22 protein-coding genes are annotated in these 22,082 nt (G+C 72.6%); 7 read left to right on the forward strand and 15 right to left on the reverse strand.

Features of this window, described 5'->3' with window-relative positions; genetic code table 11:
- Positions 1-67 precede the first annotated feature (67 nt).
- Entirely contained in the window at positions 68-2,122 is a 2,055-nt protein-coding gene (locus tag ABZ716_RS07225) for an APC family permease (RefSeq protein ID WP_358812778.1), read from the reverse strand.
- 210 nt (positions 2,123-2,332) lie between these two features.
- Between ABZ716_RS07225 and ABZ716_RS07230 the strand changes: the two genes are divergently transcribed.
- Both ABZ716_RS07230 and ABZ716_RS07235 read left to right on the forward strand, forming a co-directional pair.
- A complete protein-coding gene (locus ABZ716_RS07230; protein WP_358812777.1) occupies positions 2,333-3,001 on the forward strand; it encodes a TrkA family potassium uptake protein in 669 nt (222 codons plus the stop codon).
- A complete protein-coding gene (locus ABZ716_RS07235; RefSeq protein WP_351880519.1) occupies positions 2,998-3,660 on the forward strand; it encodes a TrkA family potassium uptake protein in 663 nt (220 codons plus the stop codon). The genes ABZ716_RS07230 and ABZ716_RS07235 overlap by 4 nt, the downstream gene beginning before the upstream one ends.
- 58 nt (positions 3,661-3,718) lie before the next feature.
- Here the strand turns inward: ABZ716_RS07235 and ABZ716_RS07240 are convergent, their stop codons facing one another.
- The 7 genes from ABZ716_RS07240 to ABZ716_RS07270 form a co-directional block, all read right to left on the reverse strand.
- The gene (locus ABZ716_RS07240) at positions 3,719-4,456 is read right to left on the reverse strand and encodes a DUF3159 domain-containing protein (protein ID WP_358812776.1); all 738 of its coding nucleotides are present in this window, start codon (positions 4,454-4,456) and stop codon (positions 3,719-3,721) included.
- 3 nt (positions 4,457-4,459) lie between these two features.
- Positions 4,460-4,879: an OB-fold nucleic acid binding domain-containing protein gene (locus tag ABZ716_RS07245; protein ID WP_079430186.1), complete on the reverse strand. Its 420-nt coding sequence runs from the start codon at positions 4,877-4,879 to the stop codon at positions 4,460-4,462.
- 45 nt (positions 4,880-4,924) lie between these two features.
- Complete coding sequence (locus ABZ716_RS07250) at positions 4,925-5,611, reverse strand: response regulator (protein ID WP_351880525.1); 687 nt, start codon at positions 5,609-5,611, stop codon at positions 4,925-4,927.
- Entirely contained in the window at positions 5,608-8,196 is a 2,589-nt protein-coding gene (locus ABZ716_RS07255; RefSeq protein ID WP_358957305.1) for a sensor histidine kinase KdpD, read from the reverse strand. Before ABZ716_RS07255 ends, ABZ716_RS07250 begins: the two co-directional genes overlap by 4 nt.
- Positions 8,197-8,365: 169 nt before the next feature.
- A complete protein-coding gene (locus tag ABZ716_RS07260; protein WP_351880531.1) occupies positions 8,366-9,133 on the reverse strand; it encodes a DUF3710 domain-containing protein in 768 nt (255 codons plus the stop codon).
- Between the two features lies 1 nt (position 9,134).
- On the reverse strand, positions 9,135-9,680 hold the full coding sequence (dut, locus tag ABZ716_RS07265; RefSeq protein WP_358957307.1) for a dUTP diphosphatase: 546 nt from the start codon (positions 9,678-9,680) through the stop codon (positions 9,135-9,137).
- The gene (locus ABZ716_RS07270; RefSeq protein ID WP_358812773.1) at positions 9,680-10,264 is read right to left on the reverse strand and encodes a PaaI family thioesterase; all 585 of its coding nucleotides are present in this window, start codon (positions 10,262-10,264) and stop codon (positions 9,680-9,682) included. Before ABZ716_RS07270 ends, dut begins: the two co-directional genes overlap by 1 nt.
- Positions 10,265-10,322: 58 nt before the next feature.
- Between ABZ716_RS07270 and ABZ716_RS07275 the strand changes: the two genes are divergently transcribed.
- A complete protein-coding gene (locus ABZ716_RS07275; RefSeq protein ID WP_351880540.1) occupies positions 10,323-10,796 on the forward strand; it encodes a DUF3093 domain-containing protein in 474 nt (157 codons plus the stop codon).
- Positions 10,797-10,832: 36 nt separating this feature from the next.
- On the opposite strand, the gene ABZ716_RS07280 is transcribed toward ABZ716_RS07275, so the two are convergent.
- The 4 genes from ABZ716_RS07280 to ABZ716_RS07295 all read right to left on the reverse strand — a co-directional run bounded on the left by ABZ716_RS07280 (position 10,833) and on the right by ABZ716_RS07295 (position 14,354).
- On the reverse strand, positions 10,833-11,762 hold the full coding sequence (locus ABZ716_RS07280; RefSeq protein WP_358957309.1) for a hypothetical protein: 930 nt from the start codon (positions 11,760-11,762) through the stop codon (positions 10,833-10,835).
- A gap of 9 nt (positions 11,763-11,771) precedes the next feature.
- On the reverse strand, positions 11,772-12,068 hold the full coding sequence (locus ABZ716_RS07285; RefSeq protein ID WP_042809536.1) for a DUF4193 domain-containing protein: 297 nt from the start codon (positions 12,066-12,068) through the stop codon (positions 11,772-11,774).
- 383 nt (positions 12,069-12,451) lie between these two features.
- The gene (locus tag ABZ716_RS07290) at positions 12,452-13,696 is read right to left on the reverse strand and encodes a HAMP domain-containing sensor histidine kinase (protein ID WP_358812771.1); all 1,245 of its coding nucleotides are present in this window, start codon (positions 13,694-13,696) and stop codon (positions 12,452-12,454) included.
- Positions 13,697-13,700: 4 nt separating this feature from the next.
- Positions 13,701-14,354 carry a response regulator transcription factor gene (locus ABZ716_RS07295; RefSeq protein WP_351880549.1) on the reverse strand — a complete coding sequence of 218 codons (654 nt, stop codon included), beginning with the start codon at positions 14,352-14,354 and terminating at the stop codon, positions 13,701-13,703.
- 267 nt (positions 14,355-14,621) lie between these two features.
- On the opposite strand from ABZ716_RS07295, the gene ABZ716_RS07300 reads away from it, so the two are divergent.
- Positions 14,622-14,789: a hypothetical protein gene (locus tag ABZ716_RS07300; RefSeq protein ID WP_358812770.1), complete on the forward strand. Its 168-nt coding sequence runs from the start codon at positions 14,622-14,624 to the stop codon at positions 14,787-14,789.
- 175 nt (positions 14,790-14,964) lie between these two features.
- On the opposite strand, the gene ABZ716_RS07305 is transcribed toward ABZ716_RS07300, so the two are convergent.
- On the reverse strand, positions 14,965-15,765 hold the full coding sequence (locus tag ABZ716_RS07305) for an inositol monophosphatase family protein (protein WP_358812788.1): 801 nt from the start codon (positions 15,763-15,765) through the stop codon (positions 14,965-14,967).
- Positions 15,766-15,777: 12 nt separating this feature from the next.
- The gene (locus ABZ716_RS07310; RefSeq protein ID WP_358957312.1) at positions 15,778-16,944 is read right to left on the reverse strand and encodes a ferrochelatase; all 1,167 of its coding nucleotides are present in this window, start codon (positions 16,942-16,944) and stop codon (positions 15,778-15,780) included.
- 185 nt (positions 16,945-17,129) lie between these two features.
- On the opposite strand from ABZ716_RS07310, the gene ABZ716_RS07315 reads away from it, so the two are divergent.
- The 3 genes from ABZ716_RS07315 to sepH all read left to right on the forward strand — a co-directional run bounded on the left by ABZ716_RS07315 (position 17,130) and on the right by sepH (position 21,154).
- Positions 17,130-18,386, forward strand: coding sequence for an MFS transporter (locus ABZ716_RS07315; protein ID WP_358957314.1), 1,257 nt, complete (start codon positions 17,130-17,132; stop codon positions 18,384-18,386).
- Positions 18,334-19,674: a D-arabinono-1,4-lactone oxidase gene (locus ABZ716_RS07320; protein WP_358957316.1), complete on the forward strand. Its 1,341-nt coding sequence runs from the start codon at positions 18,334-18,336 to the stop codon at positions 19,672-19,674. Before ABZ716_RS07315 ends, ABZ716_RS07320 begins: the two co-directional genes overlap by 53 nt.
- A 457-nt stretch (positions 19,675-20,131) precedes the next feature.
- Positions 20,132-21,154: a septation protein SepH gene (gene sepH, locus ABZ716_RS07325; RefSeq protein ID WP_351880567.1), complete on the forward strand. Its 1,023-nt coding sequence runs from the start codon at positions 20,132-20,134 to the stop codon at positions 21,152-21,154.
- Positions 21,155-21,199: 45 nt separating this feature from the next.
- Here sepH and ABZ716_RS07330 read toward each other — a convergent pair whose 3' ends face one another.
- Entirely contained in the window at positions 21,200-22,033 is an 834-nt protein-coding gene (locus ABZ716_RS07330; RefSeq protein ID WP_358957318.1) for a sulfurtransferase, read from the reverse strand.
- Positions 22,034-22,082 lie beyond the last annotated feature (49 nt).

Here is a 22,082-nt window from a genome sequence, read left to right on the forward strand (position 1 = left end):
GGAACGGCCGGGCGGCCGACCCACCAGTCTACGTGGGTCCCGCCCGGCCGTTCGCCACCCGCTGCGCCTACTTCCCCGCAGCGTCCTTGGAACGCGGCCGCGGGGCGTCGACGGGGCCCCGGCGCACCGCGCCCGGGGCGTTCCACTCCTGGCGCCTGCGGGCCCGCCGGCGGGCGAGCTCCGAGGACTCCAGCTGGTAGGGCACCGAGGTGACCATCACGCCGGGGGTGAAGAGCAGCCGGCCCTTGAGCCGCAGCGCGCTCTGGTTGTGCAGCAGGTGCTCGTACCAGCGCCCGACGACGTACTCGGGGATGTAGACGCTGACCGCGTCGCGCGGGTTCTCGCTGCGCAGGCCCTTGACGTACTCCACCACCGGGCGGGTGATCTCGCGGTAGGGGGAGTCGAGGATCTTCAGCGGGACGTTGATCCCGCGCCGCTCCCACTCCTGCTTCAGCGCCTTGGTCTCGGCCGTGTCGACGCTGATGCTCAGGGCCTCCAGGGTGTCCGAGCGGGTCAGCTTGGCGAAGGCCAGGGCGCGCAGGGTGGGCTTGTGGACCTTGGAGACCAGGACGATGGAGTGGACCCGGGAGGGGCGCACGCTGTCGTCGCTGGGGCCCTCGTCCGCGGCGATCTCGGAGGCGACCCGGTCGTAGTGCTTGCGGATGGCGGTCATCGTGCCGTAGAAGATCAGCATGCCCAGCAGGGCGACCCAGGCGCCGTGCGTGAACTTGGTGGCCAGGACGACGACGAGCACCAGGCCGGTGAAGGCGGCGCCGAAGGTGTTGATGGCCCGGGAGCGGTGCATACGGCGGCGGGCCGCCTGGTCGCGCTCGGTCGCCAGGTGGCGGTTCCAGTGCCGGACCATGCCGATCTGGCTGAGGGTGAAGGAGACGAACACGCCGACGATGTAGAGCTGGATCAGCTTGGTGGAGTCGGCGTCGTAGATCCACACCAGCAGCATGGCGGCGCCCGCGAGCAGCACGATGCCGTTGGAGAAGGCGAGCCGGTCACCGCGGGTGTGCAGCTGGCGCGGCAGGTAGCGGTCCTGGGCGAGGATCGAGCCGAGCAGCGGGAAGCCGTTGTACGCGGTGTTGGCGGCCAGGAAGAGGACCAGGGCGGTGGCGGTCGCCAGGACGATGAACGGGAAGCTGCCGCTGCCGAAGACGGCCTCGGCCACCTGGGAGATCACCGGGTGCTGGACGAATCCGTCGCCGACGGGGACGCCGTTGTCCAGCAGGTTGGTGGCGGGGGCCTCGGCCATGCGGACGTCGGTGGCCATGGCCAGGCCGATGATCCCGCAGAACATGGTGACCGCCAGGGCGCCCATCAGGGCGAGGGTGGTGGCGGCGTTCTTGCTCTTGGGCTTGCGGAAGGCCGGCACGCCGTTGCTGATGGCCTCGACGCCGGTCAGGGCGGCACAGCCGGAGGAGAAGGCGCGCAGCAGCAGGAAGACCAGCGCGAAGCCGGCGAGGCCCTGGTGCTCGGCCTTGATCTCCAGGTGGGCGGTGGGCGCCGTCATGGTGTCCCCCATGACCAGGCCGCGCCAGGCACCCCAGGCGATCATCACGAAGACGGCGCCGACGAACACGTACGTCGGGATGGCGAAGAGTTTCCCGGATTCCTTCACGCCGCGCAGGTTCATCAGCGTGAGGAGAAGGATCATGATGATCGCCGAGAGCACCTTGTGCTCGATGACGAAATCGACGGCGGAGCCGAGATTCTCCACGCCGGAGGAAATGGACACGGCGACGGTGAGGACGTAGTCGACCAGCAGTGCGCTCGCCACCGTGAGCCCGGCCTTGGGACCGAGATTGGTGTTGGCCACCTCGTAGTCGCCGCCGCCGCTGGGGTACGCGTGGACGTTCTGCCGGTAGGAGGCCACGACGGTGAACATCAGCACGACGACCGCGAGCGCGATCCATGGGCTGAAGTGGTACGCCGACACACCCGCGATCGACAGGACCAGCAGGACCTCGCCCGGGGCGTAGGCCACGGACGAGAGCGGGTCGGAGGCGAAGACGGGAAGGGCGATCCGCTTGGGGAGGAGCGTTTCCCCCAGCCGGTCGCTGCGCAGCGCCCGGCCGATCAGGATCCGTTTGGGCACGTCGGTCAGTTTGGACACGGAGAGGATCGTAAGCGTTCGATATCGGCCTGACGAACCCCCGGTCCGTGATCCTCGCCAATGCGCTGCCAATGAGGCCCCTCGGGGACCCCAAATGGTCACACCGGTGACCGCCCGTGTGTAGCTTGGGCCATGGTCTGAGACCCTGATTAACCAGAGCATGCAATGAGGCTGGAAACCAGCGAGCCGCTGTCAGCCGGAAGGACGGCCGTGCACATCGTCATTATGGGCTGTGGAAGAGTGGGCTCCGCTCTCGCGCAGAACCTGGAGCAGCAGGGGCATACGGTCGCGGTGGTCGACCAGGACCCCACCGCGTTCCGTCGGCTCGGGGCTTCGTTCGGCGGCCGCCGCGTCACCGGGGTCGGCTTCGACCAGGACACCCTGCGCGAGGCCGGGATCGAGGAGGCGGGAGCCTTCGCCGCGGTCAGCAGTGGTGACAATTCCAACATCATCGCCGCCCGCGTGGCCCGCGAGATGTTCGGCGTCGAGAACGTCGCCGCCCGTATCTACGACCCCAAGCGCGCCGAGGTCTACCAGCGCCTGGGCATCCCCACCGTGGCGACCGTACGGTGGACGGCCGACCAGATGCTGCGCCGGCTGCTGCCGTCGGGTGCGGAGCCCCTGTGGCGCGACCCGAGCGGCGGTGTCCAGCTCGCGGAGGTACACACCTCCGCCGCGTGGATCGGCCACAAGGTCAGCAAGCTCCAGGAGGAGACGGGGGTGCGTGTCGCGTTCCTCACCCGCCTGGGCGAGGCGATGCTGCCGACTTCGCAGACCGTCCTCCAGGAGGGCGACCTCGTCCACGTGATGATGCGCACGGACGAGATCGACAAGGTGGAAGCAGCCCTCGCCGAGGGTCCCGAGGAGGCACACGCATGAGGGTCGCGATCGCCGGAGCCGGGGCCGTGGGCCGCTCCATCGCGGGGGAGCTGCTGGAGAACGGCCACGAGGTGCTCCTCGTGGACAAGGCGCCGACCGCCATCTCGGTGGAGCGGGTGCCGCAGGCGGAGTGGCTGCTGGCCGACGCCTGCGAGATCACCTCGCTGGACGAGGCGGCGCTGCAGCGCTGCAACGTGGTCATCGCCGCCACCGGTGACGACAAGGTGAACCTGGTCGTCTCCCTCCTGGCCAAGACCGAGTACGGGGTCCCCCGGGTCGTGGCGCGGGTGAACAACCCGAAGAACGAGTGGCTCTTCAACGAGTCCTGGGGCGTCGACGTCGCGGTCTCCACGCCGCGCCTGATGTCGGCCCTGGTCGAGGAGGCCGTCAGCGTCGGCGACCTGGTGCGCCTGCTGCGCTTCAGCCACGGCGACGCCAACCTCGTCGAGCTGACCCTGCCGGCCGACTCCTCGGTCGCGGGGACGCAGATCAGCGACATCGCCTGGCCCGAGGACACCTCGCTGGTGACGATCATCCGCGGCAACCGGGTGCTCACCCCGCACGGCGAGGAGACGCTGGAGCCGGGCGACGAGCTGCTGTTCGTGGCCGCCCAGGCACGCGAGGAGCAGCTGGAGGACCTCCTCCAGGCCAAGCACTGAGCGGACGCCGAAGGGGCGGGGCGACCTTGGTCGCCCCGCCCCTTCGGCGTCTCGCGGTTCAGCCCCGCTTCTCGCGGGCGGCCTCCTCGGCCTCGTACTCGGCGATCACGTCGATCGGCGGCGGCGCCTTCGCCAGGAAGACCCAGGTGAAGTAGACGGCCAGCACCATCGGCGGGAGCTTCAGCGCGATCAGCACCCAGCCCAGCTGGGTCTCGTCACCCCACCAGTACAGCGGGAAGAGGATCGCGTACTTCGCCAGGAAGACCAGGCCCCATGCCAGGCTGGCCTTGGTGTACGCCTTCTTGCGCCCGGGGTTGCGGGTGCGCCAGGACAGGTTCTCCTTGAACACCGGCCCCAGGATGACGCCGAGCAGCGGGAAGCCGACCAGCGCCGAGAGGGTGAAGGCCACGCCCAGGCCGACCCCGTAGATCATGCCGGGCAGGTAGAAGCCCTTCGCGCTGCCCGTGAACAGGGCGAAGGCCACGCCCACGCCCACGCCGAAGACCCCGCTGAAGGCGTGCTTGACGGTGTCCTTGCGCAGCAGCCGGACGATCACCAGCAGCACCGCGACCACGCCCGCCGCGATGGCGGACATCGTCACGTCCTTGTTGATCGTGTAGATCATCACGAACAGCAGGCCGGGCAGCATCGTCTCGACGGTGCCCCGGATGCCGCCGAAGGCGTCGAACAGCGCCGCCTGCGTGACCTCCCGCTGGTCCGGGGAGGGGTCCCCGGAGGGGGAGGGGGGCGGGGAGGGCGCGGACCCTGGTGTGGTCGGTCGGTCGAGTGACGTCACCGGTCAGTGCTCCTGTCCGAGCGGTCGGAGTTCGTACTTCGGGTTGAAGAGGACCCGGCGCCCGTGGCTCATCGCGATCCGCCCGGAGGCGATCATGCGCCGGCCGGGCTCGATTCCCACGATCGAGCGACGCCCGAGCCAGACGACGTCCAGCGCGGCCGAGCCGTCGAAGAGCTCCGCCTCCAGGGCGGGTACGCCCGCTCGCGGCCGCAGGGTGACCGTACGCAGGGTGCCGGTCACCTTGACTATCTGGCGGTCGTGGCAGTCGCAGATCCGCGTGCACCCCGCGGCTTCTGCGTCCTCCTGCAGTTCCGCCGAATGCAGCTCCTCCTGGGAGGTGGACAGCCGCTCTATCATCCGGCGGAACCGGCCCGCCGGCCTGGCCGGTTTCGCGGGCTTCTCGGGACGCGGTTCAGCACTCATACAGGAAGCGTACCGGCGCCCGCGCCCCCGCTCGAAGCCCTGCCGCTACTTCTCGAAGCGGTAGCCCATGCCCGGTTCGGTGATGAAGTGCCGCGGGTGCGAGGGGTCCGCCTCCAGCTTGCGGCGCAGCTGGGCCATGTAGACCCTCAGGTAGTTGGTCTCGGTGCCGTAGGAGGGGCCCCAGACCTCCTGGAGGAGCTGCTTCTGGCTGACCAGCTTCCCGCCGTTGCGGACGAGCACCTCCAGCAGGTGCCACTCGGTGGGGGTCAGCCGGACGTCGCGTCCGTCGCGGGCGGCCTTCTTGGCCGCGAGGTCCACCGTGAACCCCTCGGTCTCGACGACCACCTCCTCGCCGCCCGCCCCCGCGGCCGGCTCGGCCCGGCGGACGGCCGCGCGCAGCCGGGCCAGCAGCTCGTCCATGCCGAAGGGCTTGGTGACGTAGTCGTCGGCGCCCGCGTCGAGGGCCTCGACCTTCTCGTCGGAGCTGTGGCGGGCGGAGAGCACCAGGATCGGGACACGGGTCCAGCCGCGCAGGCCCCTGATCACCTCCACCCCGTCCATGTCGGGCAGCCCGAGGTCCAGGACGACCACGTCGGGGTGGCGGGCGGCCGCGAGTTCCAGGGCGCCCGCCCCGTCGGCGGCGGCGTCGACCTCGTACTTGCGCGCCTTGAGGTTGATCACGAGGGCCCGGACGATCTGCGGTTCGTCGTCCACCACGAGCACCCGGGTCATCGGGGTCCTGCTTTCTGTCGTTCGGGAAGGTGTTCGGGTATGTCCCCGGGCCGCCCGGGGCCCTGGGGCCGCGGGTGGCCGGCGGGGCGGGCCGCGCGGAGGGTGAGCACCATGGTGAGCCCGCCGCCGGGGGTGTCCTCGGCGGTGAGGGTGCCGTCCATGGCCTCGGCGAAGCCGCGCGCCACCGCGAGGCCGAGGCCCACCCCGGCCCCGCGCGGGGCGTCGCCGTAGCGCTGGAACGGGGCGAAGATGCGGTCCTTGGCCTCGTCGGGGACGCCGGGGCCGCGGTCGACGACCCGGAGCTCGACCCGGTCGCCGAGGAAGCTGGCCGCGACCAGCACCCGCCGGCCGGCCGGGCTGTACTTGACGGCGTTCTCCACCACGTTGGCCACCGTCCGCTCCAGCAGCCCGGGGTCCACCCGCACCATCGGCAGGGTCTCCGGCACGTCCAGCCGCACGCTGTCCTCCGGTACGCCGCCCAGCGCCATCGGAACCACCTCGTCCAGGTCGATCTCCCGGATCAGCGGGGTCACGGTGCCGGTCTGGAGCCGGGACATGTCGAGCAGGTTACCCACCAGGTGGTCGAGCCGGTCGGCGCCGTCCTCGATCCCCTCCAGCAGCTCGGCCCGGTCCTCCTCGGACCACTCCACGTCGGCGGAGCGCAGGGAGCTGACGGACGCCTTGATGGAGGCCAGGGGCGTGCGCAGGTCATGGCTGACGGCGGCCAGCAGGGCGGTGCGGATCCGGTTGCCCTCGGCCAGCCGGCGGGCCTCCTCGGCCTCCCCCACCAGCCGCTGGCGGTCCAGCACCACCGCGGCCTGGGCGGCGAAGGCACCGAGCACCCGCCGGTCCTCGGCGGGCAGCACCCGCCCGGACAGGGCCAGCGCCATGTGGTCGCCGACCGGCATGTCCACGTCCGCCTCCTCAGGCCGGGCCGCCGGGGCGGGTCCCACGCTGCCGGCCCGGGTCCACGGCTCCCGCTCGCCGGTCCGCTCCAGCAGGGCCACCGACTCCATCGCGAAGGTCTCGCGCACCCGCTCCAGCAGCGCGTCCAGGGCGGTCTCGCCCCGCAGGACGCTCCCGGCCAGCGTGGACAGGACCTCCGACTCGGCGCGCAGCCGGGCGGCCTGGTGGGTGCGCCGGGCGGCCAGGTCCACCACCGAGGCCACCGAGACGGCGACCCCGATGAAGACCGAGATGGCCATGATGTTGCGGGTGTCGGAGATGGTGAACCGGTGCAGCGGCTCGACGAAGAAGTAGTTCAGCAGCAGGGACCCGAAGGCGGCGGACGCCAGGGCCGGCCAGAGCCCGCCCAGCAGCGCGGCCGCCACCGTCAGCGCCAGGAAGAGCAGCATGTCGTTGGCGAGGCCGGGGTCGGTGCTGATGTGGGTCAGCAGCAGGCACAGCAGCGCCGGAAAGACCACGCCCACCACCCAGCCGGCCGCGATCCGGGCCCGCCCCAGCCGGGCGGCGGAGCGGGCCACGGGCAGTCCGCGCCCCCTGGCCACCTCCTCGTGGGTGACGATGTGCACGTCGAGGTCGGGGCCGCTGTCGCGGGCCACGGTCGCGCCCACCCCGGGGCCCAGCACGTACTGCCAGCTCTTGCGGCGGCTGGAGCCCAGCACGATCTGGGTGGCGTTGACCCCGCGGGCGAAGGCGAGGAGCGCTTCGGGGACGTGGTCGCCGATCACATGGTGAAACGTTCCGCCCAGGTCCTCGACGAGGGTCCGCTGGACCGCGAGCTCCTTGGGCGAGGCCGAGGTCAGCCCGTCGCTGCGGGCGATGTAGACGGCGAGGATCTCGCTGCCGGAGCCCTTGGCGGCCATCCGGGAGGCCCGGCGGATCAGCGTGCGCCCCTCGGGGCCGCCGGTGAGTCCGACGACGATGCGCTCGCGGGCCTGCCAGGTGGAGCGGATGCCGTGCTCGCCCCGGTACTGCTGGAGGTACTCGTCGGCCCGGTCGGCCACCCACAGCAGCGCCAGCTCGCGCAGGGCGGTGAGGTTGCCGGGCCGGAAGTAGTTGGACAGCGCCGCGTCGACCTTGTCGGGCTGGTAGACGTTCCCGTGGGCCATCCGCCGGCGCAGCGCCTGGGGGGACATGTCGACCAGTTCCACCTGGTCGGCCCGGCGGACCACCTCGTCCGGCACGGTCTCGCGCTGGCGGACCCCGGTGATCGTCTCGACCACGTCGCCGAGGGACTCCAGGTGCTGGATGTTGACGGTGGTGACCACGTCGATCCCGGCCCGCAGCAGTTCCTCGACGTCCTGCCAGCGCTTGGCGTTGCGCGAGCCGGGCACGTTGGTGTGCGCCAGCTCGTCGACGAGGGCCACGGCGGGGCGGCGCGCGAGCACCGCGTCCACGTCCATCTCCGTGAAGGAGGCACCCCGGTGGGACAGCTCCCGGCGGGGCACCTGTTCCAGCCCGTGCAGCATCACCTCGGTGCGCGGGCGCCCGTGGTGCTCGACGAAGCCGACGGCCACGTCACCGCCCCGCTCCACCCGTCGGTGGCCCTCGGAGAGCATGGCGTACGTCTTGCCCACACCGGGCGCCGCGCCCAGATAGATCCTCAGCCTGCCGCGTGCCATGCGTTCATTCTCAGGCACGTTCCCGCTGCTCACGCGCCGATCGGCTGCCGGAAGCCCGATCCCTGACGCATTCCTGACGCGACCGGCGCAGGGCAGGCCCGAACCGGCGGGCGGCCTCCTGGAGGAGCCCGCCGGCCGGTGCGCGGCCGCGGACGGGGGCGGACCGGGGTCAGCGGACCTCGGTGGTCTCCGGGCCGCGGTCCAGCTGGCCCATGCCGCCGGAGAAGCGGGAGCTCTCCTGCTCCTCGGCCGTCTGCACGCCGTCCGGCACCATCTGGGCGTCGTTCGGCAGCTTCAGGACGATGGGGTCACGCGGGGCCATCGGGCCCTCGCCGCGGACGACGACGGTCTCCCGGAAGATCTGCTCCAGCACCCCGGCCGACTCCGGGCGCACCGCGCCCTGGCCGGAGATGACCCCGCGCAGGAACCAGCGCGGGCCGTCGACGCCGACGAAGCGCACCAGCTGGGCGCCGGTCTGGCCGTCGGGCAGCGGTACGGGGACCTGCGCGCGCAGCTCCCAGCCCAGCGGGCCGTCGACCTCTTCGATCAGACCGCCCTGCTGGGTGATCCCGGAGGCGATCTCCTCGCGGACCTCGCCCCAGATGCCCTCCTTCTTGGGAGCGGCGAACGCCTGGAGCTGGACGGCGCTGTCCCGCAGGACCACGGTGGCGGCGACGATCGCGTCACCGGCGACCTCGACGCGCAGTTCCATGCCCTCGACACCGGGTACGAGGATGCCGCCCAGGTCGACCCGGCCGTCAGCCGGGTTGCCGGGCACCTCGGAGACGTCCCAGGGGCCGTCGGGCCGCGGGGCCGGCGGCAGGTTCACCCGCCGGCGCTCCTCGTTTTCGGCCGCCGCGTCGGCGCGCACGCCGTCGACCTGCTCGGCCGCGCCGCCGTCGTCAGCGGAGTCGTTCTTCTTGCGACGTCCGAACACGTCACTGTCCTTCCCGGTCGGTTACGACCGAAGCGTAGCCATTCCCACCCTGCTGACCAGCGCCGGATCCGGCCACGGCCGCATGACCGCCGGTGGAGCCGAACCCCCCGTCGGCCCGGGCCGAGCCGGGAAGTTCCGCCACCTCATGGAAGCGCACCTTCTCGACCCTCTGGACAACCAGCTGGGCAATGCGGTCGAAGCGCTCGAACCGGACGCTCTCGCGCGGGTCGAGATTGACCACGATCACCTTGATCTCTCCACGGTACCCGGCATCCACCGTCCCCGGGGCATTCACGAGCGCGAGCCCGCAGCGGGCGGCCAGCCCCGAGCGCGGGTGCACGAAGGCGGCGTAGCCGTCGGGCAGCGCGATGGAGATGCCGGTGGGCAGGACGGCCCGCTCGCCGGGGGCCAGTTCGGCGGCCACCGTGGTCACCAGGTCGCAGCCGGCGTCACCGGGATGGCCGTAGGCGGGGAGCGGCACCTCGGGGTCGACGCGGCGGATCAGTACGTCGACGTCATGGCGGGGGCCGTGGTTCTTCTGGGACATCAGGGGTTCACCTCGAAGGCGCGGGTGCGCCTGACCTGGTCCGGGTCGGCCATCGCCGCCCGGATCTCCTCGGGCCGACCGTTGTCGATGAAGTGGTCGACCTTCACCTCGATGAAGAGCGCGTCGGCGCGGACGGCGACGGGCCCGTCGGGGCCGCCGATCCGGCCCACCGCCGTGGAGTAGATCTTCCGGCCCGCGACGGCCGTGACCTCGGCCTCCAGGTGCAGCACGGTGCCCACGGGGACGGGCCGCACGTAGTCGGTCTCCAGCCGGCCGGTCACCGCGATGACGCGCAGCAGCCAGTTCAGGGAGCCGAGCGTCTCGTCGAGCGCGGTGGCCAGCACCCCGCCGTGGGCCAGACCGGGCGCGCCCTGGTGGGCGGGGCGGACGGTGAACTCGGCGGTGACGCGTACGCCCTCGCCCGCGCGGGCCTCCAGGTGGAGCCCATGGGGCTGGCCCCCGCCGCACCCGAAACAGTGTTCGTAGTGCGCACCGAGGAGCTCTCCGGGTGCCGGTGCATCGGGATGCCGGACCGGAGCGACGGCATCGGCCGGCGGCGTCAACGCTGTGTTTCGTCCACTCACAGGCGCAGACCTTACCCGCGCGGCTACCCACCGGTCGCCTCGTGGGAGGCTTGAAGGCATGCAGCTCTCCCCCGCGCACCACGACGAACGCCTGTCCGCCCCCCGCACCTGGTGGGGCATCGCCGCGCTGACCGCTGTGGCCGGCGCCCTGATCACCCTTCCCCTGGGGACCCTGCCGCTGCTGGCGGGGTTCGTCGGCGGCGGCGCGCTGGCGGGGATGATGGTCAGCTCGATCGGCTCCGCGCGGGTCCGCGTGGTGGGCGGGACGCTGGCGGCGGGGGACGCGCGGATCCCGGTGTCGGCGCTGGGTGAGCCCGAGGTGCTGGAGGGCGAGGAGGCGCGGGCGTGGCGCACGTACAAGGCCGATGTCCGGGCCTTCATGCTGATGCGCAGCTACATCCCGACCGCGGTCCGGATCGAGGTCACGGACCCGGCGGACCCCACCCCGTACGTGTACGTCTCCACGCGCGCCCCGCAGGCCCTGGCGGCGGCGGTACGGGCGGCCCAGGAGGCTTCCGCCGCCCAGGCGTGAGGCCCCGGGCCGGGCCCCCGCGGGGCCCCGGCGCGGTCAGCGGCCGGGCCCGGACGGGTCCGACGGCTCCAGTGCGGCGGGGACGCCCCCGGGCAGGGGGCGCGCAGGGTGCGCGGAGGCGGGGAGCTGGTGCCAGGGGACGGCCCGGCGCCGCAGGTCGGCGCGTACCTTCTCGGCGAGTTTCCTGGTGTCCCGGCGGTTCATGACCGCGCCGACGGCGGCGCCCACCATGAACGGCATCAGCATCGGCAGGTTGCGGACCGTCCGCTTCGTGATCTGCTGGCGCAGTTCGCGCTTCACCTGGCCGCCGAGCGCCGCGTTCAGCGTGGTCGGCTTGGTCAGGTCGACGCCGCGCTCCTCGGTCCATGCCGTGAGGTAGGCGAGGCTGCGGTCCTTCAGGGTGCCGGGCGGGCGCTGGCCGTAGACCTCGTGCAGTTCGGCGATGAGCTTGAGCTCGATGGCGGCGACGGCGGTGATCTCGGCGGCCAGCTCCGCGGGTATGGCGGGCGGGACCGGCAGCATGGCGGCCGCGCCGACGCTCGCGCCCACGGTCGAGGTGGCGTTCGCGGCGCCGGCGATCAGCTTGTCGGCCAGTTGGTCGGGGCCGAGGCCGGGGAACTGCGCGCGGAGTGTCGCGAGCTCCCGGACGGGAACGCGCGGGGCGTTCTCGATGATGCGGTCGGCGATGTACAGGGCGGCGTTCCGCACGCTCGCGCCGCCCTTGCGCACACCGTTCTTGACGGCTTGCATCCGACGCGTCCCGGGTCTGCCCCGGGACTCCTCGTCCGCCTCTGTGGCCGGCGGCACCGCCGCAGCGGTGTCGGACGGCACGACAGTCGTACCGGAGGCGGGGTCGCCGGCGGTCCCGGGGCCCGTTTCCGGGCCCGTGGCTTCCGCCTGCGCTCCTGCCGCCGGATCGCCGGTCTTCCGAAAGCGGAGCTTCCGGAACGGCGTCGAGCCGGTCATGGCCGAGACCTAGTCGCAGTCACGGCAGATCGGCTGGCCGTCCTTCTCACGAGCCAGCTGGCTGCGGTGGTGCACCAGGAAGCAGCTCATGCAGGTGAACTCGTCCGCCTGCTTGGGCAGCACCCGGACGGCCAGTTCCTCGTTGGAGAGGTCCGCGCCCGGGAGCTCCAGGCTCTCGGCGCCGTCGAAGTCCTCGATGTCGACGCTGGAAGTGACCTTGTCGCTGCGCCGCGCCTTCAGCTCTTCGATGCTGTCGTTGTCGACGTCATCGTCGGTCTTGCGTGGGGTGTCGTAGTCCGTTGCCATTTTTTCGCTCTCCCCCTCTGGGATTTAGCGGTGTCTCAGCGCACGTAACGCGCGAGAGGCCGGACTTGTGCCCGACCTGAGGCGGAGATTTTGCCTCACATCAAGGTCTGTTACTCAATCGACACCCAGCCCCGCGCCCGCAGGGGTCCGTAGCTGGGATGACGACCGGGACCGTACACGGTCGGGGGGCCGTCTTGCACAAACGCCACCCCGTGTATTTCCCGCCATTCAGGGGGCCGGAAACCCGGACTTCCCGGGCTTTCCGGCCGTCTCGGGGTCACGGAACGCGCACACCCGGACACTCGGCCATGTGATCGATCACACAGCCGAGCCGCTCCGCCCACTCGGGGAGTTCCGCTGACGGCGAACACCCCGGAGGCGGATCAAAGGGGCAGCGTGACACGCATCACCAGCCCTCCTCCCTCACGCGGGGTCGCCAGGATGCGGCCGCCGTGTGCGCGCGCCACAGAGCGCGCGATGGACAGTCCGAGGCCCACACCCTTGTCGCTGCCCGTTCGCTCCGTACGCAGCCGTCTGAAGGGCTCGAAGAGGTTGTCCACCTCGTACGCGGGAACCACGGGACCCGTGTTCGACACCTCCAGCACCGCCTGGCCGTGCTGGACCTCGGTCGTGACCTCCACCCAGCCGCCCTCCGGCACGTTGTACCGGACGGCGTTCTGCACCAGGTTCAGGGCGATCCGCTCCAGCAGCACGCCGTTGCCCTGGACCACGGCCAGGGCGCGCTCGCCGCGGATCTCCACCCCCTTGGCCACCGCCTCCCCGCGCGCCTGGTCGATGGCGCGCGAGGCGACCTCCGCCAGGTCCACGGGCTTGCGCTCCACGATCTGGTTCTCGCTGCGCGCCAGCAGCAGCAGGCCCTCGACCAGCTGCTCGCTGCGTTCGTTGGTCGCGAGCAGGGTCCTGCCGAGCTGCTGAAGCTCCACCGGCGCACCGGGATCCGACAGGTGGACCTCCAGCAGGGTCCGGTTGATGGCCAGCGGGGTCCGCAGCTCGTGCGAGGCGTTGGCCACGAACCGCTGCTGGGCGGTGAAGGCCCGCTCCAGGCGGTCGAGCATCTCGTCGAAGGTGTCGGCGAGCTCCTTGAGCTCGTCGTCCGGCCCGTCCAGCTCGATCCGCCGGGTCAGGTCGGAGCCGACCACCCGGCGGGCGGTCCGGGTGATCTTCCCGAGCGGCGAGAGCACCCGGCCGGCCATCGCGTAGCCGAAGGCGAAGGCGATCACGCTCAGGCCCAGGAGGGCCATCAGGGAGCGGCTGAGCAGGTCGTCCAGCGCGTGCTTGCGCTGGTCGAGGATGCACTGGCCGATCGCGGCGTTGAACTGCTCGATCGACTGGTCGATGCCGACGCCGGGGCAGGTGCTGCTGGAGACCTCGACCTTCTGCCCGCCCACGATCTTGAACGGGAGCGCGTTGCCCTCCCGCAGGGCCTGCGCGGCCAGCAGGTAGATGATCGACAGCAGCAGGATCCCGGCGATGAGGAACATGCCGCCGTAGAGCAGGGTGAGGCGTATCCGGATGGTCGGCCGCAGCCAAGGGAAAGGACCCTCGGGCTGGCCGGGGTCCCAGGTGGGTTTCGGTGGCGCCGGTGGCGGTGACGGGGTCGCGGCCATCAGGTCAGATCCGGTACCCGGAGCCGGGCACGGTCACGATGACGGGCGGCTCGCCCAGCTTGCGGCGCAGGGTCATGACCGTCACCCGGACGACGTTGGTGAAGGGGTCGGTGTTCTCGTCCCACGCCTTCTCCAGCAGCTGCTCGGCCGAGACCACCGTCCCCTCGCTGCGCATGAGGACCTCCAGCACCGCGAACTCCTTGGGTGCCAGCTGCACCTCACGGCCCTCGCGGAACACCTCACGCCGGTTGGGGTCCAGCTTGATCCCGGCCCGCTCCAGCACCGGCGGCAGGGCCACGGTGGTGCGCCGGCCCAGGGCGCGGACGCGGGCGGTCAGCTCGCTGAAGGCGAAGGGCTTGGGCAGGTAGTCGTCGGCACCCAGCTCCAGGCCCTCCACGCGGTCGCTGACGTCGCCGGAGGCGGTGAGCATCAGGACGCGGGTGGCCATGCCGAGTTCGATGATCCTCCGGCAGACGTCGTCGCCGTGCACCAGCGGAAGGTCCCGGTCGAGCACGACCACGTCGTAGTCGTTCACCCCGACGCGCTCCAGGGCCGCGGCGCCGTCGTACACGACGTCCACGGCCATGGCCTCCCGGCGCAGGCCGGTGGCCACCGCATCGGCGAGCAGCTGCTCGTCCTCGACGACGAGTACGCGCACGTCGTTTCCTTCCTTCGAGCCTCGAGGGCACTCCTGAGGGCACCTGTATTGCGCCCCCATCCTGCCGGTTTCGGCCGTAAACCGGCTGTAAGGCGCCCCTGAGGGCCCCTTCGGGCGTCCGACGGGCGCAGAAGTGAGGATTCCCTCGCCTCACGAGGTTTCTGGGCCCTGGGTGCCGGGGAGGACGACTGCACACCCCATCCACTCCTGTCGGCGGACTGCCCCGCGCTCGTCCGCCGCGACCCACGAAGAGGGGGCGCACCCACCATGGACGCATTCACCGCGGGTCTCCTGCAGCGCATCAAGGCCACGCAGTCGGACCTCAGCAAGGCCCGTGAGACGGGCGACGACTACCTCGCGGATGTGGAACAGGCCGCTCTGGATGACCTCCAGCGGCTCGCCGCGGAACACGGCGTGCCGGTCACGGCGGCCTGACCGGGGCCCCCGCCCCGGTCTGCCTCCGCCTGCCCCGGCCGAGCGATACGGCCCGCTCCCGAGCCCCGGCTCCGCGGCGGCCGCACAGAACGGCGACGGACCCCCTGCCGCACCCGCGGCAGGGGGTCCTTTCGCGTCCGGACCGGGCCCGGACCCGGGCCGGACCGGGCCCGGCTCAGTCGTGCCAGGCCCCGGCTTCCTCCAGGAGCGGCTGGAGTGAGGCGAAGACCGCCGGGGTGGCCGCCACCGTCAGCTCCCCCGAGGCCGGCAGCCCGGGCCGGCCCCCGGTCAGCGCGCCCGCCTCACGGGCGATCAGCTCCCCCGCCGCCAGGTCCCAGGGGTTCAGCCCGCGCTCGTAGTACCCGTCGAGCCGGCCGGCCGCGACGTCGCACAGGTCGAGCGCCGCCGAGCCGGCGCGCCGGATGTCCCGGACGAGGGGGATGATCCGCCGGGCCACTTCGGCCTGGTGCTCCCGCCGCGCCTGGAGATAGCCGAACCCGGTGGCGACCAGCGCCTGGTCCAGCGGGGCCGCCGCCCGGCAGGCCAGCCGGGCGCCGCCCGACCAGGCCCCGCCGCCGAGCACGGCGTGGTACGTCTCCCCGCGCACCGGGGCCTCCACCACGCCCACCACGGTCTCGCCCCGGTACTCGGCGGCGATGGACACGCCCCATCCGGGAAGCCCGTAGAGGTAGTTGACGGTGCCGTCCAGCGGGTCGACGACCCAGCGCACCCCGCTGCTGCCGGGGACGTCCGCGCCCTCCTCGCCGAGCATCCCGTCGCCGGGCCTGCGCTCCGCGAGGATCCCGGTGATGAGCTTCTCCGCCGCGAGGTCCATCTCCGTCACGACGTCGATGGGGCTGGACTTGGTCGCGGCCACCGCCAGATCGGCGGGACGGCCGTCGCGCAGCAGCTCCCCGGCCCGGCGGGCCGCCTCCAGGCCCACGTCCAGCAGTTCGGCCTTGAGCTCTTCGGAGATCATGTGCTCCCCCTACGCGTACGGGCTGTCCGCGCCGGCGGCCGCCGGGCGGGGCGAACGCGCCGGGCAGCAGCCCACCGCGCACACGTCGTGGCTCTGGCCCAGGCTGCCCACCCAGCACTCCGCGGGCCGCTCGCCGCGCTCACGGGCGGCGCGCTCCAGCACCAGCTCCCGTACGGCCGCGGCGAAGCGCGGGTCGGCGCCGACGGTGGCGGAGCGCTCGGCGGGCAGGCCCAGTTCGGCGGCCTTGGCGGCGGCCTCGGTGTCGAGGTCGTAGAGGACCTCCATGTGGTCGGAGACGAAGCCGATGGGCACCATGACGACCGCCGGCGCGTTCTCCTCGCGCAGGGCCTCAAGGTGGTCGCAGATGTCGGGCTCCAGCCAGGGGATGTGGGGGGCGCCGCTGCGGGACTGGTAGACGAGCTTCCACGGGTGGGCGGTGCCCGTCTCGGCGGCGACGGCGTCGGCGATCACCCGGGCCACGTCGAGGTGCTGCCTGACGTAGGCCCCGCCCTCGCCCGCGCTCGTGTGGTCCTCGGCCGGACCGGAGGTGTCGGCGGCGGCGGTCGGGATGGAGTGGGTGGTGAAGGCCAGGTGGGCGCCGCCCCGGACCTCCTCGGGCAGGGCGGCGAGCGAGGCCAGCACCCCGTCGGTCATGGGCCGTACGAAGCCGGGGTGGTTGAAGTAGTGCCGCAGCTTGTCCACCCGGGGCAGCTCCAGGCCCTCCTGCGCCAGGGCCGCCAGCGCGTCGGCGAGGTTCTCGCGGTACTGGCGGCAGCCCGAGTAGGAGGCGTAGGCGCTGGTGGCGAGGACCGCGATGCGGCGGCGGCCGTCGCGGACCATCTCGCGCAGCACGTCGGTCAGGAACGGGGCCCAGTTGCGATTGCCCCAGTAGACGGGCAGGTCCAGGCCGGCGTCGGCGAAGTCCTTGCGCAGCGCCGCCAGCAGCTCGCGGTTCTGCCCGTTGATCGGGCTGACCCCGCCGAAGCCGAAGTAGTGCCGGCCCACCTCCTTGAGGCGCTCGCGCGGGATCCCCCGCCCGCGGGTGACGTTCTCCAGGAACGGCACGACGTCGTCGGGTCCCTCGGGGCCGCCGAAGGACAGCAGCAGGAGGGCGTCGTAGGGAGCCGCGAGGCCGTCGGCCGCGGGCGCGTCAGGGGCACGGAGCTGGTCTGGCATGTTCCGCATCCTGCCACCCGGGGCGCGTGCGGGAGAACCGGCCGGTCCGCATACCGGAACGGTTCCCAGGTAAGGTGACCCTAAGTTCCACCGGCCGCCCTGTCGGTGCCGCCCTTGTCCCCGAGCGGGTGCCTCAGGGGCGGCCGTAGCCTGGAGGGGCCGAAGTCGTCCCTTACGGAGAGCCCTTGCCCAGTCCCTACCGCGCGATCTTCGCGGCACCCGGCACCAAGGCGTTCAGCGCCGCCGGACTCATAGGCCGGCTGCCCATCTCCATGGTCGGCGTCGGCATCCTGACCATGATCTCGGAGCTCACCGGCCGCTACGCGATGGCCAGCGCCCTCACCGGCACCCTGGCCCTGGCGGCCGCGGTGATGGGCCCCCAGGTCTCCCGGCTGGTCGACCAGTACGGGCAGCGGCGGGTGCTGCGGCCCGCGACGCTGGTCTCCGTCGCCTCCGTGACCGCTCTGGTGCTGGCCGCGGCCTACGAACTGCCCGACTGGACGCTGTTCGTCTTCGCGGCGGTCGCGGGCTGCGTACCGAGCGTCGGCTCGATGGTCCGCGCCCGCTGGACCGAGCTCTACCGCGAGGCGCCGCGCGAGCTGCACACGGCGTACTCCTTCGAGTCCGTGATCGACGAGGTCTGCTTCATCTTCGGCCCGATCCTGGCCATCGGGCTGTCCACCACCTGGTTCCCGGAGGCCGGTCCGGTGATCGCCGCGGGCTGCCTGCTGGTCGGTGTCTGGCTGCTCACCGCACAGCGCGCCACCGAGCCGCCGCCGCATCCGCGCGACCGCGACGGGAAGCACTCCTCCGCCCTGCGCTCCCCGGGCCTGCAGGTGCTGACGGCCACCTTCGTGGCGACCGGCGCGATCTTCGGGTCCATCGACGTCTCCACCCTCGCCTTCGCCGAGGAGCAGGGCCACAAGGCCGCGGCCAGCTTCATCCTGGCCATCTGGGCGGCCGGATCCTGTCTGGCGGGCATCGTCTTCGGCCTGCTCCATCTCAAGGGGCGGATGGAACGCCGTTGGGTACTGGGCATCTGTGCGATGGCCGTGAGTATGATCCCCCTCCTACTGGCCGGGAACCTTCCGTTTCTGGCCGTGGCGCTCTTCGTCTCGGGCCTCGCCATCGCTCCCACGATGATCACCACGATGGCCCTGATCGAAGCGCACGTACCACGCGCGAAGCTCACCGAGGGCATGACGTGGATCAGCACCGGCCTGGCGGTCGGTGTCGCGGTCGGTTCCTCCGTGACCGGTCTGGTCATCGACGCGGCCGGGGCCCAGCGCGGATACGTCGTCTCGGTCTCGGCGGGGGCCGCCGCGGCGGCGGTGGCGTTCGCGGGTTACCGCCGGCTGACGAGGCCGGCGCAAGGGGAGGAGCCCTCGCGTGACGGCGACATCGGGGATAGCAGCGCAGAGCGGGCGGACCGCCTGGCGTAACTGGGCGGGCAACGTCCGCGCCACCCCCGCCCGGGTGGTGGCGCCGGCTTCGGTCGGCGAACTCCAGGAGGAGGTCCGCCGGGCCGCCGCGCAGGGGCTGCGGGTGAAGGCGGTCGGCACGGGCCACTCCTTCACCGCGGCCGCCGCCACCGACGGGGTGCTGATACGGCCGCAGGGGCTCTCCGGGATCCTGTCGGCCGACCGGGCCGCGGGCACCGTCACGGTGGCGGCGGGCACGCCCCTGAAGGACCTCAACCGCGCCCTGGCCGCGCGGGGCCTGTCGCTCACCAACATGGGCGACATCATGGAGCAGACGGTCTCCGGCGCCACCAGCACCGGCACGCACGGCACCGGCCGCGACTCGGCCTCCCTCGCCGCGCAGATCCGCGCCCTGGAACTGGTCACCGCGGACGGGCGCCTGATGACCTGTTCGGAGCAGGGGACCGACGAGGAACGCGCGGTCTTCGCGGCCGCCCGGCTGGGCATCGGGGCGCTGGGCGTCATCACCTCGCTCACCTTCGCCGTGGAGCCGCTGTTCCTCCTGACCGCCCGCGAGGAGCCGATGGGCTTCGACCGGGTGACCGCCGAGTTCGACCAGCACGTCGCGGAGAACGAGCACTTCGAGTTCTACTGGTTCCCGCACACCGGCAACTGCAACACCAAGCGCAACAACCGCAGCCAGGGCCCCGCCGCCCCGCTGGGGGCGGTCAGCGGCTGGATCGAGGACGAGCTGCTGTCCAACGGCGTCTTCCAGGCCGTCAACTCCCTGGGCCGCGCGGTCCCCGCGGCCATCCCCTCCATCGCCCGGATCGCCAGCCGCGCCCTGTCGGCGCGCACCTACACGGACATCCCGTACAAGGTGTTCACCAGCCCGCGCCGGGTGCGGTTCGTGGAGATGGAGTACGCCCTTCCGCGCGAGCGGGCGGTCGAGGCGCTGCGGGAGCTCAAGGCGCTGGTGGACCGCTCCGGTCTGCGGATCAGCTTCCCGGTGGAGGTGCGGACGGCCCCGGCGGACGACATCCCCCTGTCCACGGCCTCGGGACGGGACACGGCCTACATCGCGGTGCACATGTACCGGGGCACCCCGTACCAGAGCTACTTCACGGCGGCCGAGCGCCTCTTCACCGCCCACGGCGGGCGCCCCCACTGGGGCAAGGTGCACACGCGGGACGCGGAGTACCTGGCCGCCGCCTACCCCCGCTTCGGCGAGTTCACGGCGCTACGCGACCGGCTGGACCCGGACCGGGTGTTCGGCAACGACTACCTGCGGCGCGTCCTGGGGGACTGACGCCGCATCCGTTTCGGGGCCGGGCGCCCCGAAACGGCCGCGTACGCGGGCGGACCGCCGTGCGGACCCGATTCCGGGCAGGCCAACTCCTGGCGCCCGGGACAAGTTCCGCGGCGCGGCGGTCCACCCGGGTGGCCCGAATGGAGTACTGTGGCGAGCCCTGGGGCCGTGCTTCCTTTCGGATGTCCGGACCCGGGAGAGGGGGCCGGCTGACGGAGAAGCGGCGCTCACGACCGGTGATGCCGCGGTATCGCACGGGCTCCTGCTGCGCACAGTAACCACTCGGTCACTGTGCGTGCCCAACAGGTAACCGTGCCATAACGTCGATCAAGGGCGCATGCCCGACACGCCGGTTTAACTCGGCAAGGTTGTGGCAGGCTGCACCCGGGCAGGCCACACTCGACTAGCGGAAGCAGCGACGCACGTGACGTCGGCAGGCACCACCCGGGAGGTCCCCATGCCCGAACTGCGTGTCGTGGCCGTCTCGAATGACGGAACACGACTGGTGCTCAAGGCTGCGGACAGCACGGAGTACACGCTTCCGATCGATGAGCGGCTGCGGGCTGCCGTGCGCAATGACCGCGCGCGCCTGAACCAGATCGAGATCGAGGTGGAGAGCCACCTCCGCCCCCGTGACATCCAGGCCCGCATACGGGCCGGCGCCTCCGCTGAGGAGGTCGCACAGCTCGCCGGCATCCCGGTCGACCGGGTCCGCCGCTTCGAGGGCCCCGTCCTGGCCGAGCGCGCCTTCATGGCCGAACGGGCCCGCAAGACGCCCGTACGCCGCCCCGGCGAGAACACCGGTCCCCAGCTCGGCGAGGCCGTGCAGGAGCGGCTCACGCTGCGCGGGGCCGACAAGGACTCGGTGCAGTGGGACTCCTGGCGCCGGGACGACGGCACCTGGGAGGTCCTGCTGGTCTACCGGGTGGCGGGCGAGCCGCACGCGGCGAGCTGGACCTACGACCCTCCGCGCCGGCTGGTCGTCGCCGTGGACGACGAGGCCCGCTCCCTGATCGGCGAGTCCGACGACCTGCCCTCCACCCCGGAGCCGAGCTTCCCGTTCGTGCCGAGGATCGCCCGGCTGCCGCGCGACCGGCCGCTGGACCGCGCCCTCGACCGGCAGATCGAGCGGCCCGCCCCTCCCCCGCCCGCGCCGGAGCCCGAGGAGGAGAGGGACACGCTGACCAGCCTCCTGGAGGCCGTCCCCAGCTTCCGGGGCGACCTCGTGGTCCCGGAGCGTACGGATGTCGCGGACGAGGAGGCCGAGACGGAGGAACCCCCGGCCGCGGCGGCCTCGGCGGGCGCCGGATCGGCGTACGCCGACGTGCTGATGCCCCGGACGGTCGCCGGACACCGCGAGCGGCTGACGGGGACGACCGACCGGCAGGCCGAGGCCGACGGGGTCCGGCCCGGGCGCCGCGCGGCGGTGCCCAGCTGGGACGAGATCGTCTTCGGGACCCGGCGCAAGAAGCAGGAGTAGCCCGCCCGGCGGGCCCCCTCGGGGGCGCCGCCGGACGCGGACCGGTCAGGGGTTGGGGCCGGTGGCCACGGGGCGCCGCGGGTCGGAGGTCCAGTGCGACCAGCTGCCCGCGTAGAGGGCGGCCGGGATGCCCGCCACCTCCAGCGCGAGGACCTCGTGCGCGCCGGAGACCCCGGAACCGCAGTACACGCCCACCTCGGTGCCCGGCGTGGCGCCGAGTTCCGTGAAGCGGGCCCGCAGGGTCTGCGGCGCGAGGAACAACCCGTCGGGGCCCACGTTCTCGGTGGTCGGGGCCGACACCGCGCCCGGGATGTGGCCGCCGACCGGGTCGATGGGCTCGGCCTCGCCCCGGTAGCGCTCGCCCGCCCGGGCGTCCAGGAGCAGCCCCGTGCGGGCCAGGGCGGCCGCGTCCTCGGCCTCCAGGAGACCCGAACGCCCCGGGTTTGGCTTGAAATCACCCTCGGCCGGGGTGGCCGCGTCGGCGGTGACCGGGCCGCCCGCCGCCGTCCAGGCGGCCAGACCCCCGTCGAGGACTCGCACGTTCGGGTGACCCGTCCAGCGCAGCAGCCACCAGGCGCGGGCGGCCGCCCAGCCCTGCCCGCCGTCGTACACGACCACCGGCTCGTCCGCGCGCACCCCGGCGCGGCGCATCACGGCGCCGAACGCCTCGGGGTCGGGCAGCGGGTGGCGGCCGCCGGCACCGGGCGGACCTGCCAGTTCGCGGTCGAGGTCGATGTACACGGCGCCGGGCAGGTGTCCTGCCTCGTAGGCGGGGCGCTGGTCGGGGCCGCCCAGCTGCCAGCGGACGTCCAGGAGCGCCGGCGGGCGGGGGCCGGCCAGTTCGTCCATCAGTGCGGAGGCCGAGAGAATCGCAGTCATGGGGCCATCTTCCTCCCCGCCCCCGCGGCCCGGTGACGCGCCGGGCACC

It is taken from the genome of Streptomyces sp. NPDC006687, from assembly GCF_040636215.1.
Taxonomy (GTDB): Bacteria; Actinomycetota; Actinomycetes; order Streptomycetales; family Streptomycetaceae; genus Streptomyces.

Coding starts and splice junctions, on each gene's coding strand:
- ABZ716_RS07235 (WP_351880519.1), top strand. CDS start 2,998: ATGAGGGTCGCGATCGCCGGAGCCGGGGCCGTGGGCCGCTCCATCGCG.
- ABZ716_RS07245 (WP_079430186.1), bottom strand. CDS start 4,879: ATGAGTGCTGAACCGCGTCCCGAGAAGCCCGCGAAACCGGCCAGGCCG.
- ABZ716_RS07250 (WP_351880525.1), bottom strand. CDS start 5,611: ATGACCCGGGTGCTCGTGGTGGACGACGAACCGCAGATCGTCCGGGCC.
- ABZ716_RS07255 (WP_358957305.1), bottom strand. CDS start 8,196: ATGGCACGCGGCAGGCTGAGGATCTATCTGGGCGCGGCGCCCGGTGTG.
- dut (WP_358957307.1), bottom strand. CDS start 9,680: ATGTCCCAGAAGAACCACGGCCCCCGCCATGACGTCGACGTACTGATC.
- ABZ716_RS07275 (WP_351880540.1), top strand. CDS start 10,323: ATGCAGCTCTCCCCCGCGCACCACGACGAACGCCTGTCCGCCCCCCGC.
- ABZ716_RS07280 (WP_358957309.1), bottom strand. CDS start 11,762: ATGACCGGCTCGACGCCGTTCCGGAAGCTCCGCTTTCGGAAGACCGGC.
- ABZ716_RS07285 (WP_042809536.1), bottom strand. CDS start 12,068: ATGGCAACGGACTACGACACCCCACGCAAGACCGACGATGACGTCGAC.
- ABZ716_RS07290 (WP_358812771.1), bottom strand. CDS start 13,696: ATGGCCGCGACCCCGTCACCGCCACCGGCGCCACCGAAACCCACCTGG.
- ABZ716_RS07300 (WP_358812770.1), top strand. CDS start 14,622: ATGGACGCATTCACCGCGGGTCTCCTGCAGCGCATCAAGGCCACGCAG.
- ABZ716_RS07310 (WP_358957312.1), bottom strand. CDS start 16,944: ATGCCAGACCAGCTCCGTGCCCCTGACGCGCCCGCGGCCGACGGCCTC.
- sepH (WP_351880567.1), top strand. CDS start 20,132: ATGCCCGAACTGCGTGTCGTGGCCGTCTCGAATGACGGAACACGACTG.
- ABZ716_RS07330 (WP_358957318.1), bottom strand. CDS start 22,033: ATGACTGCGATTCTCTCGGCCTCCGCACTGATGGACGAACTGGCCGGC.